The sequence below is a fragment of the Cupriavidus basilensis genome (assembly GCF_008801925.2).
Taxonomy (GTDB): domain Bacteria; phylum Pseudomonadota; class Gammaproteobacteria; order Burkholderiales; family Burkholderiaceae; genus Cupriavidus; species Cupriavidus basilensis.
The window spans coordinates 4511829-4527883 of the sequence record NZ_CP062803.1 but is presented as its reverse complement, the minus strand read 5'-3'; the positions used below and the strand labels follow the sequence as shown (position 1 = coordinate 4527883).

Annotated in this window: 12 protein-coding genes; 8 read left to right on the top strand and 4 right to left on the bottom strand. The window is 66.8% G+C overall.

Annotated features, from left to right (window positions below; all coding sequences use genetic code 11):
- Positions 1-75 precede the first annotated feature (75 nt).
- Genes F7R26_RS20765 through F7R26_RS20755 form a run of 3 tightly spaced genes read right to left on the bottom strand, consistent with a single transcriptional unit; the run spans position 76 to position 5968 of the window.
- A complete protein-coding gene (locus tag F7R26_RS20765) occupies positions 76-1551 on the bottom strand; it encodes an efflux transporter outer membrane subunit (protein ID WP_150986407.1) in 1476 nt (491 codons plus the stop codon).
- Between the two features lies 1 nt (position 1552).
- The gene (locus F7R26_RS20760; protein ID WP_150986406.1) at positions 1553-4705 is read right to left on the bottom strand and encodes an efflux RND transporter permease subunit; all 3153 of its coding nucleotides are present in this window, start codon (positions 4703-4705) and stop codon (positions 1553-1555) included.
- Positions 4706-4735: 30 nt separating this feature from the next.
- Positions 4736-5968 carry an efflux RND transporter periplasmic adaptor subunit gene (locus F7R26_RS20755; protein WP_150986405.1) on the bottom strand — a complete coding sequence of 411 codons (1233 nt, stop codon included), beginning with the start codon at positions 5966-5968 and terminating at the stop codon, positions 4736-4738.
- Between the two features lie 447 nt (positions 5969-6415).
- Between F7R26_RS20755 and F7R26_RS20750 the strand changes: the two genes are divergently transcribed.
- Positions 6416-7183: a TetR family transcriptional regulator gene (locus tag F7R26_RS20750; RefSeq protein ID WP_150986404.1), complete on the top strand. Its 768-nt coding sequence runs from the start codon at positions 6416-6418 to the stop codon at positions 7181-7183.
- Positions 7184-7207: 24 nt separating this feature from the next.
- On the opposite strand, the gene F7R26_RS20745 is transcribed toward F7R26_RS20750, so the two are convergent.
- The gene (locus F7R26_RS20745; protein ID WP_150986403.1) at positions 7208-8323 is read right to left on the bottom strand and encodes an ABC transporter substrate-binding protein; all 1116 of its coding nucleotides are present in this window, start codon (positions 8321-8323) and stop codon (positions 7208-7210) included.
- Between the two features lie 287 nt (positions 8324-8610).
- On the opposite strand from F7R26_RS20745, the gene F7R26_RS20740 reads away from it, so the two are divergent.
- From F7R26_RS20740 to F7R26_RS20710, 7 genes are all read left to right on the top strand, one after another.
- Positions 8611-9285 carry a response regulator gene (locus tag F7R26_RS20740; RefSeq protein ID WP_043352486.1) on the top strand — a complete coding sequence of 225 codons (675 nt, stop codon included), beginning with the start codon at positions 8611-8613 and terminating at the stop codon, positions 9283-9285.
- A complete protein-coding gene (locus tag F7R26_RS20735; RefSeq protein WP_150986402.1) occupies positions 9285-10754 on the top strand; it encodes a sensor histidine kinase in 1470 nt (489 codons plus the stop codon). Before F7R26_RS20740 ends, F7R26_RS20735 begins: the two co-directional genes overlap by 1 nt.
- A 387-nt stretch (positions 10755-11141) precedes the next feature.
- Positions 11142-12110 (top strand): tripartite tricarboxylate transporter substrate binding protein, encoded by a 969-nt coding sequence (locus F7R26_RS20730; protein WP_150986401.1) that lies wholly within the window; start codon positions 11142-11144, stop codon positions 12108-12110.
- Positions 12111-12352: 242 nt separating this feature from the next.
- Entirely contained in the window at positions 12353-12826 is a 474-nt protein-coding gene (locus tag F7R26_RS20725) for a tripartite tricarboxylate transporter TctB family protein (RefSeq protein WP_043350988.1), read from the top strand.
- Between the two features lie 16 nt (positions 12827-12842).
- The gene (locus F7R26_RS20720; RefSeq protein ID WP_006162311.1) at positions 12843-14357 is read left to right on the top strand and encodes a tripartite tricarboxylate transporter permease; all 1515 of its coding nucleotides are present in this window, start codon (positions 12843-12845) and stop codon (positions 14355-14357) included.
- A gap of 145 nt (positions 14358-14502) precedes the next feature.
- Positions 14503-15561, top strand: a complete 1059-nt coding sequence (locus F7R26_RS20715; protein WP_150986400.1) for an AbrB family transcriptional regulator — start codon at positions 14503-14505, stop codon at positions 15559-15561.
- Between the two features lie 39 nt (positions 15562-15600).
- A complete protein-coding gene (locus tag F7R26_RS20710; protein ID WP_150986399.1) occupies positions 15601-16041 on the top strand; it encodes a PaaI family thioesterase in 441 nt (146 codons plus the stop codon).
- Positions 16042-16055: the final 14 nt, after the last annotated feature.

Genomic DNA, 16055 nt, shown 5'->3' with positions numbered 1-16055 from the left:
GCGAAGCGCTGTTGGCGCTTCGCTTCGAGGCCATCCGGGCAGGCCGCACCGGATGGCAGGACGAATCCTTCTGCCTTACTGCGTGGTCACTGCCGGCTTGACGTCCGCCGAGGCCACCGGACCGGTCTCGCTCAGGCCGCCGCCAAGCGACCGGTACAGGTCGATGGCGTTGTTCAGGCGCAGTTGCCGCGCCTGGATCAGAGCCTGGTCGGCCGCGAACAACTGACGCTGCGAGTCGAGCTGGTCCAACTGACTGGCCACGCCATTCCTGAAGCGCACCGTCGACAACTCGTAGCGCGCCGCCTCGGCGTTGCGCACCTGCTCCTGGCTGGTCACCTGCTCTTCCAGCGTGCCGCGCGCCACCAGTGCATCCGCCACTTCCGCGAAGGCCGTCTGGATGGTCTTCTCGTAGTTGGCGATCTGGATGTTCTTGCGCACGTTGGTCAGGTCCAGGTTGGACAGGTTCCGGCCGTAGTCGAAGATCGGCAGTACCAGCTGCGGTGCGAACGACCACGCGCCGGTGCCGGAGTCGAACAGGCTCGAGAAGGTCGGGCTGATCGCGCCAGCATTGGCGGTAAGCGTAATGCGCGGGAAGAACGCCGCGCGCGCCGCGCCGATATTGGCGTTGGCGGAGAGCAGCAACTGCTCGGCCTGGCGGATGTCGGGACGCTGCTCGAGCAGGTCCGACGGCAGCCCTGCCGGGATGTCGCTGATGATGCGCTCGTCCGACAGGCGCATCGGTGCGGGCAGGTTCTCGATGGTGCCAAGCGGCTTGCCCACCAGCACCTCAAGCGCGTTCTGCGCCTGCGCGCGCTGGCGTGCCAGCTGTGCGGCGGAAACGCGGGCCTGCGCCACCAGCGACTCGTTGTCGCGCAGGTCCAGCGCCGACGTGGCGCCCGCATCGAAGCGTTGCTTGGCCAGGCTCAGCGTGTACTCGCGCGTCTTCAGCGTGTTCTGCGCGAGCTCGTACTGCTCGGCGAAGGAGCGCTCGGACAGGTAGGCCTGGGCAACTTCGGAGACCAGCGAGATCTGCGCGGAACGGCGTGCTTCCTCGGTGGCGAAGTACTGCGACAGCGCCGCGTTGGACAGGCTGCGCACGCGGCCGAAGAAGTCCAGCTCGAACGAAGTCACGCCGGCGCCCGCCTGGAAGTACTCGGAGACGTACGGCTTGCCGGTGGCCGACTGCAAGGCGGGGGTGCGCGAACGGTTGAAACCGCCGGTGGCGTTCACCGTGGGCAGCAGGTCGGCGCGCTGCACCTGGTACAGCGCGCGCGCTTCCTCGATGCGCAGCGCGGCAGTGCGCAGGTCGCGGTTGTTATCCAGCGAGGTGGCGATGAGCGCTTGCAGGCGCGGGTCGCGGAAGAACTCGCGCCAGCCGATCTCGCTCGCCCGGCGGGTTTCGCCGGTCTTCACCTCGGCGGCTGCGTAGCCTTCCGGCGCGGCCGGGAAGCTGGTGGCCACCGGCGGGGCAGGGCGTTCATAAACGGGTGCCAGTGTGCAACCCGAGAGGACGCCCGCCACCAGCAACAGCGTGGTCAGTGTCTTTGTCATGTCAGATTCCTTCCTTGGGTTCGAGCCCTTGCTCGTTCAGCATCTGCTCGCGCTTGCTGCCCTTGAAGCGGCTACGGATCACCACGAAGAACACCGGCACCAGGAAAATCGCCAGCACCGTGGCCGTGATCATGCCGCCGATCACGCTGGTACCGATGGCGCGCTGGCCACCCGAGCCCGCGCCGCTGGCGATCGCCAGCGGGAGCACGCCCAGGATAAAGGCCATCGAGGTCATCAGGATCGGGCGGAACCGCAGGTGCACGGCTTCGAGCGTAGCGTCGATGACGCTGCGGCCCTGGGCCTGCAGATCCTTGGCGAATTCCACGATCAGGATGGCGTTCTTCGCCGACAAGCCAATCGTCGCGATCAGGCCCACCTTGAAGTACACGTCGTTGGGCATGCCGCGCAGGGTCACGCCGAGCAGCGCGCCGAGCACGCCGAGCGGCACCACCAGCAGCACCGCGACCGGGATCGACCAGCTCTCATAGAGCGCGGCCAGGCACAGGAACACGATGATCAGCGACAGCGTGTACAGCATCGGCTCTTGCGAACCGGCCAGGCGCTCTTCATAAGACTGGCCCGACCACTCGAAGCCGAAGCCCGGCGGCAGCTTGGCGAAGTTGTCTTCCATGATCTTCATGGCTTCGCCGGTACTGCGTCCCGGAGCGGCCTGGCCAGCGATCTTCACCGCCGGCAAGCCGTTGTAACGCTCCAGGCGCGGCGAGCCCATGATCCACTTGGAGGTGGCAAAGGCAGCGAACGCAACCATGTCGCCGTTGCTGTTCCTCACGCGCAGCTTGGTCAGGTCGTCGGGCAGCTTGCGGTCGTTGCCGTCCGCCTGGGCGATCACCTTGCGCACACGGCCTTCGTAGATGAAGTCGTTGACGTAGGATGAGCCGAACGCGATGGCCAGCGTCGAGTTGATATTGGCCACCGAAACACCCAGCGCGCGTGCCTTCTCGCGGTCGATGTCGATCTGCAGCTGCGGCGCGTCTTCCTGGCCTTCGGGGCGAACGCCCACCAGCGCAGGATTCTTCGCGGCCATGCCGAGCATCATGTTGCGCGCTTCCATCAGCTTGGCGTGACCCTGGCCGGTGCGGTCCTGCAGGCGGAAGTCGAAGCCCGAGGAGTTGCCCAGCTCGGAGATTGCCGGCGGGTTAAGCGGGAAGATGATGGCGTCCTTGATGAAGGACAGCGCACCAAACGCCCGGCCAACCAGTGCCTGCGCGGTCTCGTCCTTGCCGGAGCGGTCCTTCCAGTCCTTCAGGCGCACGAACGCGATACCGCCGTTCTGGCCGCGGCCGAAGAAGGAGAAGCCCGCCACGGTGATCATCTGGTCCACCACCTTGGATTCCTTCTGCAGGTAGTAGTCCTCGATCTGCTTGAGCACGCCGATGGTACGTTCCTGCGTGGCGCCGTTGGGCAGCTGCACCACCGTGATCATGTAGCCCTGGTCTTCCTCGGGGAGGAAGGACGAGGGCAGGCGCTTGAACAGCACCACCATGCCGACGATGATGAGCGCGTAGATGATCAGGTAGCGCCCGGCGCGCGCCAGGATGCGGCCCACCATGCTCTGGTAGCCGGTGGCGGCGCGTGCGAAGGTGCGGTTGAACCAGCCGAAGAAACCCTTCTTCTCATGGTGGTGGCCAGCCTCGACCGGCTTGAGCAACGTGGCGCACAGCGCCGGCGTGAGCGTCAGGGCCAGCAGCGCCGAGAACGCGATCGACGCGATCAGCGACAGCGAGAACTGGCGGTAGATGTTACCCACCGAGCCCGAGAAGAACGCCATCGGGATGAACACCGCGGTCAGCACCAGCGTAATGCCGACGATAGCGCCGGTGATCTGGCCCATGGCCTTGCGCGTGGCGTCGCGTGGCGAGAGTCCTTCCTCGCTCATGATCCGCTCGACGTTTTCCACCACCACGATCGCATCATCCACCAGGATACCGATCGCCAGCACCATGCCGAACATCGTCAGCACGTTGATGGAGAAGCCGAAGGCCAGCAGCATGCCCGTGGTACCCAGCAGGGCCACCGGCACCACCACCGTCGGGATGATGGTCGCGCGGATGTTCTGCAGGAACAGGTACATCACCAGGAACACCAGCACCACGGCTTCGACCAGGGTCTTGATCACTTCCTCGATCGAGATCTTGACGAAGGCCGAGGTGTCGTAAGGCACGGTGTACTGGTAGTCGGCCGGGAAGAACTTGGAGAGCTCTTCCATCTTGGCGCGCACCGCGGTGGCCGTGGCCAGGGCGTTGCCGCTCGGGGCCAGCTTGATGGCGATGGCCGCCGACGCCTTGCCGTTGGTACGGGCCAGCGTGGAGTAGTCGGCACCGCCGAGCTCGACGCGGCCGATGTCCTTGATGCGCACCGAGGAGCCGTCCGGGTTCGTGCGCAGCAGGATGTTGGCGAACTGCTCCGGCGTGGTGAGGCGGCTCTCGGTGGTGACGGTGGCGTTGAGTTCCGTGCCCTTGGGCGACGGCGTGCCGCCCAGCTCGCCCACGGCGACCTGGACGTTCTGCTCCGAGATGGCGGCGGTGACGTCCTGCGGCGTCAGGTTGAAGCCGGTCAGCTTGGCCGGGTCCACCCAGATGCGCATGGCGTACTCGGTGCCGAACAGGTCGGCCTGGCCCACGCCCGGCACGCGGCGGATCGAGTCGATCACGCTGGACGAGATGTAGTTGCCCAGCTGGATGGCGTCGGCCTGCCCGGACTTGGACGTGACCGTCAGGAACATCATGTAGTTGTTCCCGGCCTTGTCCACGCGCACGCCCTGCTGGCGCACTTCCGCCGGCAGGCGCGCTTCCACGCGCTTGAGGCGGTTTTGCACCTCGACCGAGTTCAGGTCGATGTTGGAGCCCGGCTGGAAGGCGATCGTGATCGTCGACAGGCCGGTGGCTTCACTGGTGGAGTTGTAGTAAAGCAGCCCGGGAATGCCGTTGAGCTCTTGCTCGATCACCGTGGTGACCGAGTCTTCAAGCGTCTTGGCGGATGCGCCCGGATAGGTCGCCGTGACCGAGATCGTCGGCGGGGCGATGTTGGGGTACTGGGCGATCGGCAGTTGCACCACCGACAGCAAGCCCCCCAGCACGATGATCAGCGCAAGCACCCACGCGAACACCGGCCGGTCAATAAAAAACTTGGCCATAACACTGGCTCCCTTCGAATTGCGCTGTGATTAGCCCTGCTTGGCGTCGGCCTTGTCCGCGGTCACCGCGGCAGGAGCCGAGGCTCCGCTGGCGGCCGGCTGCGCGTCGGGAGCCGAGGCGGCGGCGGTCTTCGAGACAAACGGCACGGCCTTGGCGGGCGCGCCGACCTTGACCTTCTGCAAGCCCTCGACGATCACCTTCTCGCCACCCTTGAGGCCCTCGGTGACGATCCAGCTCTCGCCGATGGCCTGGGGCGCCTTGACCGGCACGGCCGCGACGTTGCCGTCGCCGCCCACCACCATCACCGATGCGCCTTGCGCATTGCGGATCAGCGCGCGTTGCGGCACGGTCAGCGCGTTTTCGTCCACGCCTTGCTCGATCTTGACGCGCACGAAGGTGCCCGACAGCAGCTCGCGCTTGGGGTTGGGGAACTGCGCGCGCAGCGTGATGGCGCCGGTGGTCGGGTCAACCGTCATGTCCGAGAACAGCAGCTTGCCGGTTTGCTCGTACTCGCGGCCGTCCTCGATGAACAGGTGGACGCGCGCGCCACCGTCGACACCCTTGACCTTGCCGCTCTCGATGGCGCGGCGCAGCTTCATCACTTCGCTCGCGGGCTGGGTGAAGGTCACCCAGATCGGGTCGACCTGCTCGACCGTGGCCAGCTTGGTGGCTTCGCCGCTGCCGACCAGCGCACCTTCGGTCACCAGCGCGCGGCCCACGCGGCCGCTGATGGGCGCGGTGACGGCGGTGTAGCCGAGGTTGATCTGGGCGGTGGAAACGGCCGCCTTGGCCGAGGCGATGTCGGCAGTGGCCTGGCCCGCGGCCGCCACGGCTTCGTCGTATTCCTGCTTGCTCACCGCGTTGACGGCGACCAGCGGCTTGTAGCGCTCGGCCTTCTGGCGGGCGGCCACGGCGTTGGCTTCGGCGCGGGCAAGGCTGGCCTTGGCCGACTCGAGCTGTGCCTGGTAGGGCGCGGGATCAATCTTGAACAGCAACTGGCCTGCCTTGACCTCGCCGCCTTCCGTGTAGTTGCGGGACAGCACGATGCCGGCAACCCGCGCCCGCACTTCGGCGGTGCGCACGCCTTCGAGGCGGCCCGGCAGTTCATTGATGACAGAAACGGTCGTAGGCGTGACGGTAACGACACCCACTTCCGGCGGCGGCATGGCGCCGCCCTGTGGCTTCTTTTCGCCGCAGGCGGACAGCGCAAGCGCCGACAACACGGCAGCGGCAACGCAAGTAATACGTTGGGACTTCCTCATCGATAACCCCATGATGGCAATTTGAGATCGGCCGCATGTGCTCCCGGTGTCGCTTCCGGATACGGCGCGGCCCACCGCTGGCAGATGGCACAGAGGCGGGCAAAAAGAGTAATGCTAGCCACAATTTGCAACACTGACGTGGCACATGCGACGAAAGGTTGCAAATTAGTAACGACATGCCGACATGGCAGCGTGAACCGTGGAGCGGTGCGCGCCGCCGTCTGCCAGGCCATCACGCCGATGGGCTGGCCGAAAGTCAGGCGAACGCGTATTATATATACATTCAAGCATGTATGTAAGAACTTGTTGCAACGCGGCGATAACCGCTCTATATAACCCACGTCCTAACGCGCCAGCGCGGCGCGCACAGTGCAAGGCGGGCTTCACTGCCAGCACTCAGGGAGACAGAACCAGACCGGTCCGTCGTGGCCGGCACCAGAGAACATCATGGTCCGACGCACAAAGGAAGAGGCGCTTGAAACACGCCATCGCATTCTCGACGCGGCCGAGGCGGTCTTTCACGCCCGCGGCGTTGCCCGCCCTTCGCTAGCCGATATCGCGGAGGCGGCCGGCGTGACGCGCGGCGCCATCTACTGGCATTTCAAGAACAAAAGCGATGTCTTCGCCGCAATGTCCGACCGCGTCCACCTGCCGCTCGAGGCCCTGTGCGAGCCGGGACGCATCGCCAGCCAGGAAGACCCGCTTGCCAGCATCCGCGACATCTGCGCCTTTGTGATGCGCCAGACCGTGGAAAACCCGCAATGGCGGCGCGTGTTCGAGATCGTTTTCCACAAGTGCGAGATGGTGGCGGACAACGGCGCCATCTTCGAGCGGCAGCGCCAGTCGCACCAGGAGGGCACGGTGAAGATGCGCGAGCACCTGCGCATGGCTGTCGACCGCGGGCAGTTGCCGGCCGACCTCGACCTGGACCTGGCCGTCAATGTGTTCCACGCCTCGATTGGCGGAATGCTGTCGCACTGGTTGTTCGCCCCCGAGGATTTCGATCTCGAGAGCAATGCCGAGCGGGTGGCCGATGCCTTCATCGACACCCTCAAGCTCTCGCCGGCCTTGCGCCAGGGCTATGTGGCGCGTCCCGTGCCGAAGCTAGAGGAAGAAGTGGCCTCGATGTGCCAGGAAGCCAAGAAGAAGGCCGAGGCCGAGACCGAGACCAGGCGGGCTGCGCAGACTCTCGCCACCAAAGCGCTACCGGGCTGATCGCCACAGCGGCGCGCGAGCCACTCAGCCGCGCACGGCCTCGCGCCAGCGCGCCAGGAAATTGCGCTTGCGCAGGGTGTCCTGCGCCGCCAGCAGGCCGGGGCCGACGCTGATCGGCTTGAGCGCGTAGCCCAGCCGCTCCGACAGCGCCGCGGCGGTGTGCTCGCTCTCGGTGTCGGTGCGGATCGTGTAGAGCTGCGAGGCGCTCTGCCCCAGCAACGTCTGGCCCGCACGCGAGAGCAGGAAATCCAGCCATAGCCGGGACGCGTTGGGATGGGGCGCGCGGCGCGCGATGAAGGCCACGCGCGACATCACCAGCGTGTAGTCGCGCGGCGCGATGACATCGATCTCCGCCCCGCGCTCCATCAGCGACAGCGCGTACGAACCCAGCAGGTTGTAGCCCATCACGAATTCGCCGGAGGCGATGCGCTCGATCATGTTCGCGGTGGACGCGGACAACTGCACGCCGCAGCGCCCCAGCGCCTGGGCCAGGTACCAGAACTCATCGCCCATGCGCGCGTCCTGCTGCGCCAGCAGGTAGCCCACCCCGGACTTTTCGACATCGTAGGTCACCACCCGCTGGCGCCAGCGCGGTGTGTTTTCCTGCAGCAGGCGCGCCAGGCCGGTGCGGCTGCGCGGCGTGCGCATGCCGGCAAAATGGCGGCGGTTGTAGACGATCACGGCAGGCTCGAAGGTGGTGCCCCAGGCTTCGTCGCGCCAGGCAGCCCACGCCGGCAGGCCGGCGCGCTCGGGCGAGGGGTAGCGCAGGGCATGGCCATCGTTGACGAGCTTGATCTGCAGGTCCATTGCCGTGCTCCATAGCACGTCGGCGTAGTCGGGGCCGCCCACCTGGCCCGCGCCCAGCGCGGCGCTATCGGCCAGGAAACGGCCGTTCAGCTCCAGCGTATTGAGGTCCTGATAGCGCACCTTGATGCCAGGGTAGCGTGCCTCGAACGCGGCCAGCAGCGGCCGCGCGATCTCCACGTCGGTGGAGGCATGCACGTTGACCGAGCCTTCCTGCACGCCCCGCGCGATGATCTCGGCGTAGCTTGCCGGGTAGCCCGCCGGCACCGGCGGCACGCCCTGGGCATGCACGCCATGGCTCAGCCCCGCCAGCGTAGCCGCTGCGGCACCGGTCATGACGCGCCGCCGGTGCCAGCTTGCGGGTAGTCCGGCAACCGTGGAAGAAGGCACGAAGGGGGAAAGCAAGGGGGATGGGGAAGGGGGCAGCTTGCGCAAGGCGGGAACCATCGGTGGTGACATCGGTGGCCAAAAGGGGCCATGGCGCACTCGCCGCGCGCAGCCCGGGGCGGAGGTATTATAAGCGCCCGCGGCGTGTCCTCGCGGGGGCGGCGGCCTTGCCAGCCATGGCGGCAAAGCCTTCGCATGATTTCAAACGGACGCTTATCTGGCAGGGGAGGACCGCCGTGCGCTTATTGCTGGTGGAAGACGAGATTGAACTGGCGCGCTGGGTTGCGCGTGCCCTGGAGCAGGGCGGCTTCGTCATCGAGCATGTGGCCGATGGCCTGCAGGCCGAGGCGCGGCTGATGGCCGAGGAATACGACGTGGTGGTGCTGGACCTGCGCCTGCCCGGCAAGGACGGGCTGGCCGTGCTCAAATCCATGCGCGGGCGCGACGACCGCACCCCGGTGCTGATCCTGACCGCGCAAGACACGCTCGACGAGCGCGTGCGCGGCCTCAACCTCGGCGCCGACGATTACCTGCCCAAGCCCTTTGCCATTGCCGAGCTGGAAGCCCGCATCCTGGCGTTGATCCGGCGTAGCCGCGGCCGCGCCCATCCGCGCCTGCAGTGCGGCACGCTGGTGTTCGACGGCGAAACGCGCAGCTTCACGCTCGAAGGGGCGCCGCTCGCGCTGACCCCGCGTGAATCGACCCTGCTGGGCGCGCTGCTGGCCAAGAGCGGCCAGCCGCTGACCAAGGCACAACTGCTCGACAAGGTGTTCTCGCTCGATGCCGACGTCAGCCCCGATGCCATCGAAGTGCTGGTCTACCGGCTGCGCAAGAAGCTCTCGGGCCACGGTGTGACCATCGTCACGCTGCGCGGCTTCGGCTACCTGCTGGAACCGGAAGGACAGCCCTGATGCTGCGCCGCCTGCCACGGCACTGGTTGCGGCGCTGGCTGCAAGGCAGCCTGCGCCGCCAGTTGCTGCTGCTGCTCGTGCCCGCGCTGGCGGCCATGATGGCGCTCGACACGTGGCTGACCTACGGCACGCTGCGCGATGCCGCCAACGCAGCGTACGACCGCTCGCTGTACGGCTCGGTGCGCGCCATCGACAACGCCATCGGCATGGCCGGCGAAAGCGTGCAGATCGCGCTGCCGGACGCCGCCATGGAGATGTTCGAAACCGCGGCGCAGACCCATGTCTTCTACCGCGTCTCGCTGGAGCGCAACGGCAAGATCGAAACCGTCACCGGCTACGACGACCTGCCGCTGCCCAAGGGAGCGATCGCCAGCAACCAGCCGCGCTTCTACGACGCCGACTATCGCGGCGACCCGGTGCGCATTGCCGTGCTGGCGCACCCGGTGTATCGCCCCAACGCCCACATGCGCGTGATCGTGCAGGTGGCCGAAACCGCCGAGCCGCGCTTTGCACTGATCGCCACCGTGTGGCGCGGTGCGCTGGCGCGCGACGTGCTGCTGATCCTGATCAGCGCGGGCATCCTGGTGGCCGGCATCACCTATGTGCTGCGCCCGCTGGCGCGCGTGCGCGACGACGTGCAGGCGCGCTCCGCCGACGACCTCACGCCGCTGGCCTTCGACCATGTGCCCATGGAAGTCCGCCCGCTGGTCGATGCGGTCAACCTGCACGTCTCGCGCTCGGCCGCCATGACGCAGGCCCAGGCGCAATTCATCGCCGACGCCGCGCACCAATTGCGCACGCCGCTGGCCATCCTCAAGACGCAAGCCGAATTCGCCCAGCGCCAGCTTTGCGCCAGCGCCGACCCGGCGCGCGCGCGGGATGCCGCAGGGGAGGCGGTAGGCGGCATCGTCACGCAGCTGGAGCAGGCCGCGCGCCTGACCAACCAGTTGCTGGCGCTGGCGCGGGTACGGCAGCACCCGGGCAGCGACGCGCCCGGCGACGCCGAACCGCTGGAGCTGATCGACGCCGTGGCCGTGGCCGAGCAGGTGGCGCTGGACTACTTGCCGCTGGCGCGCGGCAAGCAGCAGGACTTTGGCTGGGAGCGGCCGCAGGGACTGGCGCTGCCGGTACGGGCCGATGCCGCGCTGTTGCGCGAAGCCTTTGCCAATCTTGTCCACAACGCGATCCAGTATTCGCCGCGCGGCAGCCGCATCACGCTTTCCGCCGCGCGCATCGGGGACGCCGCCCGCCTGGTGGTGGAGGACGACGGGCCCGGCATTCCTGCCGAGGAACGCGAGAAGGTATTTGCACGGTTCTACCGCCGGGTCGGGAATGTGGAACCGGGCTCCGGCCTGGGGCTGGCGATTTCCCGCGAAATGGCGGCACGCTTCGGGGGAACGGTCGCGCTGGGAATCGCGCTGCAGGGCAAAGGGGTTCGGGCGGTCCTGTCGCTGCCGATCGGGGAATGAGAAGACATGAGAGGGCGCTAAAAAGACCAAAAAGTCTAAAAAAGCAAATGTCCATACATCCATCCCCACGTAAACCCCACCCCATTACCTGACAAATTGACAGCCTTTTGACAGTTTCTACCCCCTAGAATCGCGCCATGGCCGCCGTACCGGCCAGACCAAGTCAGAAAGCCAAAGAACAAGTCCGGCATGCAAGCGCTGCCAGGGACAGGAGACAACGCCGAGCCACCCGGTCAACGCACGCAGGGCCGGCGCACCGCACGACTCTCCCGCCCCCGACAGCCCGCTTCACTTTCACTGCCAGCCGGATACCTCCGGGGTCGGTCCTCGCCAGCAACGCCGGCAACCGTTCACCGGCAATCCTCTGAACAAGAACAGGAGACCGTAATGCGTCGTTCGATTCATCGCTTTGCCCACGTCGTCATGGCTTCGGCCGCGATCACCGCCACCGTGGCTGCCGCGCCCGCGTTCGCGCTCGACAGCGTGAAGTTCATGATCGGCGCCAACCCGGGCGGCGGTTTCGACCAGACCGGCCGCTCGCTAGGCGCGGCGCTGGTTTCCGCCGGCGTGGCCAAGACGGCCTCATACGACAACAAGGGCGGCGCGGGCGGCACCATCGGCCTGACACAGTTCGTCAATACCGACAAGGGCAACCCCAACGCGATGATCGTCACCGGCGCGGTGATGGTCGGCGCCATCGAAACCAACCATCCCCCGGTCACGCTGAAGAACGCCACCCCGATCGCTCGCCTGTTCGCCGACACCATGGTGATCACCGTGCCGGCGAACTCGCCGCTGAAGTCCATGAAGGACCTGACCGCGCAGCTCAAGGCCAACCCGGGCAGCGTGAGCTGGGGCGGTGGCTCCAAGGGTTCGATCGACCACATCCTGGCGGGCCTGGTGGCCAAGGAAAGCGGCGTGGACCCGAAGAAGATCAACTACGTGCCTTTCCAGGGCGGTGGTGAAGCCTCGGCCTCGATCCTGGGCGGCCACGTGACCGTCGGCCTGGCCGGCGTGTCCGAGTTCCTGCCCTTCATCAAGAGCGGCAAGATGCGCGCGCTGGCCGTGACCTCCAAGGACCGCACCGCCGATATCCCGACGCTCAAGGAGCAGGGCATCAACGTGGAGATCTACAACTGGCGCGGCGTGTACGGCGCGCCGGGCATCACCGCCGAGCAACGCAAGGCGCTGGTGGATGCGGTGGTCAAGGCGACCGAGACCCCCCTGTGGAAGGAAACGCTGGCCAAGAATGACTGGACTCCGTTCCTGCTCACCGGCGACGAGTTCGGCAAGTTCGTGGACAGCGAGTCGGCCCGCCTGGGCGGTTCGCTGCGCGAGCTGGGCGTAGCAAAGTAAGCTGCCCCGCCTGAGCGTTTCACTGCTTGATCGTTTCAGCGTTTTACCTGTCGGCCCTGCCTGCGGCGCACCGTAACGCTCGGTGCGCATGCGGCAGGCGGGGGTCCGGTGTCCACCTGCGATACCCAAAAACCAAACTACACATCGCCGGACCCCCGCCTTAAGCGGGGACGACAAACCGCGGGACGCCAAGGGCCGGACAACACGGCCGCAGGCACCGCTTGAAGGAGCCACTTCTAATCATGAAACCCTCACACCTGGCGATCGGCATTGCCGTATTGCTGCTCTCCGCTTTCTACTTCGTCGGCCTGTCGGGCATCTCCGGCGACGAGGGCTATGCCGGCCTGTCGCCGCGCTTCATGCCCACGCTGGTTGCCATCGGCCTGGCCGCATGCGGCGCGGCGCTGACCTGGCAAGGCATTCGCGGCGGCTTTCGCAATATGCCGGAAGAAGACGCCGAGCTGCCTGACGCCCCGCACAATTTCCGCGGCTTCCTGTGGGTGGCCGCCGGCCTGGTGGCCAATATGGCGCTGATCGGCACGCTGGGCTTTGTGCTGGCGTCGACCCTGCTGATGGTCTGCGTGGCACGTGGCTACGGCAGCAAGCGCTTTGTGCGCGACGCCCTGATCGGCCTGTGCATTACGTTGCCGATGTGGGCACTGTTTGAATTCCTGCTCGGCATCAATTTGCCGTTGCTGCCCGTCGCCGGGTTCTGAACGGAGCTGATGATCCATGGATACGCTTAACCTGCTGATGCATGGCTTTGCCATCGCCATCACGCCAATCAACCTGATGTGGGCCCTGGTGGGCTGCTTCCTGGGCACCGCCATCGGCGTGCTGCCGGGCATCGGCCCCGCGCTCACGGTAGCGATGCTGCTGCCGCTGACCGCCAAGGTGGAACCCACCGCCGCGCTGATCATGTTCGCCGGCATCTACTACGGCGCCATGTACGGCGGCTCCACCACCTCCATCCTGATGAACACGCCGGGCGAGTCGTCGACCATGGTCACGGCGATGGAAGGCAACCTGATGGCCAAGAGCGGCCGCGCCGGCCCGGCGCTGGCCACCGCGGCCATCGGCTCGTTCGCCGCGGGCACCATCGCCACCGTGCTGCTGTCGATGTTCGCGCCGGTCGCGGCCGACGTGGCGCTGCAGTTCGGGCCCGGCGAGTACTTCATGATCATGCTGCTGGCCTTCACCACGGTGTCGGCGGTGCTGGGCTCGTCCTTGCTGCGCGGCATGACCAGCTTGTTCCTGGGCCTGGGCATCGGCCTGATCGGCATGGACTCGCTGTCGGGCCAGACGCGTTACTCGATGAATGTGCAGGAGCTGTACGACGGCATCGACATCGTGGTGGTCGCGGTCGGCCTGTTCGCGGTGGGCGAGGCGCTGTTCAACGCCTTCTTCCCGCAGCCCGCGGGCGGCTTCAACAAGCTCAGCTCGGTCATGATGACCAAGTCGGACTGGAAGCGCTCGGTGCCGGCCTGGATCCGCGGCACCATCATCGGCTTTCCCTTCGGCCTGATCCCGGCCGGCGGCGCGGAGATCCCGACCTTCCTGTCTTACGCCACCGAGAAGAAGCTGTCCAAGCACAAGGATGAGTTCGGCACGGTGGGCGCGATCGAGGGCGTGGCTGGCCCCGAGGCCGCCAACAACGCCGCCGTGACGGCCACGCTGGCTCCGCTGCTGACGCTGGGCATCCCCACCTCGAACACCACCGCGATCCTGCTGGCGGCGTTCCAGAACTACAACCTGCAGCCGGGCCCGATGCTGTTCCAGACCTCGGGCGACCTGGTGTGGGGCCTGCTGGCATCGCTGTACATCGGCAACGTGATGCTGCTGGTGCTGAACCTGCCGGCGATAGGCCTGTGGGTGCGCATGCTGCGCATCCCCACGCCGCTGCTGTATGGCGGCATCCTGATCTTCGCGGGCCTGGGCGCCTACGGCATCCGCCAGTCGTGGTTCGACCTGCTGCTGCTGTTCATCATCGGCGTGCTGGGCATGGCCATGCGCCGCTTCGACTTCCCCACCGCACCGGTGATCGTGGGCATGATCCTCGGGCCCATCGCCGAGAAGCAGCTGCGCAATGCGCTGTCGATCAGCCAGGGCGACTGGTCGATCTTCGTGACCCAGCCGATCTCGGCCACCATCCTGGCCATGACGGTGGCGGTGGTGCTGATCCCGCGCATCCTGGGCTGGCTGGCCCGGCGCTCGGCGCGTGGCAAGGTGGCTGACGCCACCGGTTGATTAGCGCAAAATGCGGGCAAGGCCCGGCACTCCAGGGTGCCGGGCCTTTTCATTTGTCGCGCCATGGCATCGGCCGCGCTATCTCTACATTGCGCTCCACCACAAGAACATCGCGCCGGCGCCCCGCGCGCCAGGCCGCTGCAACATGCCCTTTCTCCTTCACCGCTGGCGTCCGGTCCTCTTGACGCTGCTGCTCGGCCTGGCCGCCGCGCTCGTTTGCACGCTGCTGCACACGCCGTTGCCATGGATGATCGGCCCACTGCTGGCGGTCGCCATCGCGCGCATGCGCGGCGCCGACCTGCGCGCGCCCACGCAGGCGCGCAATGCCGGGCAGTGGGCCATTGGCACCTCGCTCGGGCTTTACTTCACGTCCGACGTGGTGGCGCGGCTGATCGAGTTCCTGCCGTATATCGTCGCAGGATCGCTGTTTGCGCTGCTGCTCGGCTGCGGCGGCGCCTGGCTGCTGCGCAAGACCACCGGCGTGGCGTTCAAGACAGCGTACTTCTCCACCGCCATCGGCGGCGCGTCGGAGATGGCCAACCTGGCCGAGCGCAACGGCGCGCGCATCGACCAGGTGGCGGCCGCGCATTCGCTGCGCGTGCTGATGGTGGTGGTGGCCGTGCCCGCGCTGTTCCAGTACGGCGGCATCCACGGGCTTGACCCATACGTGCCCGGGCCACGCACGGTGGACTACCTGTGGCTGCCCGTGCTGATCGCGATCACGGTCAGCGTGGCGCTGGTGCTCAAGCACTTCAACCTGCCCAATCCCTTCGTGATCGGCACGCTGCTGGCGGCCGCCGTGCTGACCGCCTCGGGCATCGAGTTGTCCGCCATCCCCACGTGGATGAGCCGCGCCGGCCAGTTGATGATCGGCGTGTCGCTGGGCGCGCGTTTCTCGCGCGACTTTCTCCATACCGCGCCGCGCTTTCTCGGCGGCGTGGCGGTGTACACGCTGGCGGCGCTGGTGCTCTCCGCGCTGTTCGGCTGGGGCCTGTCCGCACTGTCCGGCGTGCATCCCGCCACCGCCATCCTCGGCACCACGCCCGGCGGCATCGCCGAGATGTGCATCACGGCCAAGGTGCTGGAGCTTGGCGTGCCCCTGGTCACCGCCTTCCACGTGATCCGGATGGCCTTCGTGGTGCTGTGCACCGGCCCCCTGTATCATTGGCTCAAACATCGTGCCGCGCCGCAGGAGACGGAATAGCAACCTGGCCCGGCCCCATCCCAGACAAACGGGCGTGCCATGCCAGAGCCAACGCTAGAACCCACGCCGGAATCCGGCTTCACGCTTGCCGATATCGACCACACCCTGCAGCGGGTCCTGGCGCCATGGGTGCGCCAGCTCGGGCTGCGTGCCGAGCACGTTGATGCGCAGGGCGTAACGCTGCGCCTGCCTTTTGACGAATCATTTCGCCATGCGGGTGGCGTGGTGTGCGGCCAGGTGCTGATGTCCGCCGCCGATACCGCCATGATCGTGGCCGTCGCCAATGCACTTGGCGCCTTCAGGCCGATGACCACCGTCACGCTCACCACCAACTTCATGCGCCCGGTGATCGAGGGCGACGTGCTGGTGCGCGCCAATGTGCTGCGCCTGGGCAGGACCGTGGTGTTCGGCGAGATCGAGCTGACCGGCACCGATGGCAAGCTAGCCGTGCAGGCCACCACCACTTACGCGCTGCTGTGAGCGGCACATCACCC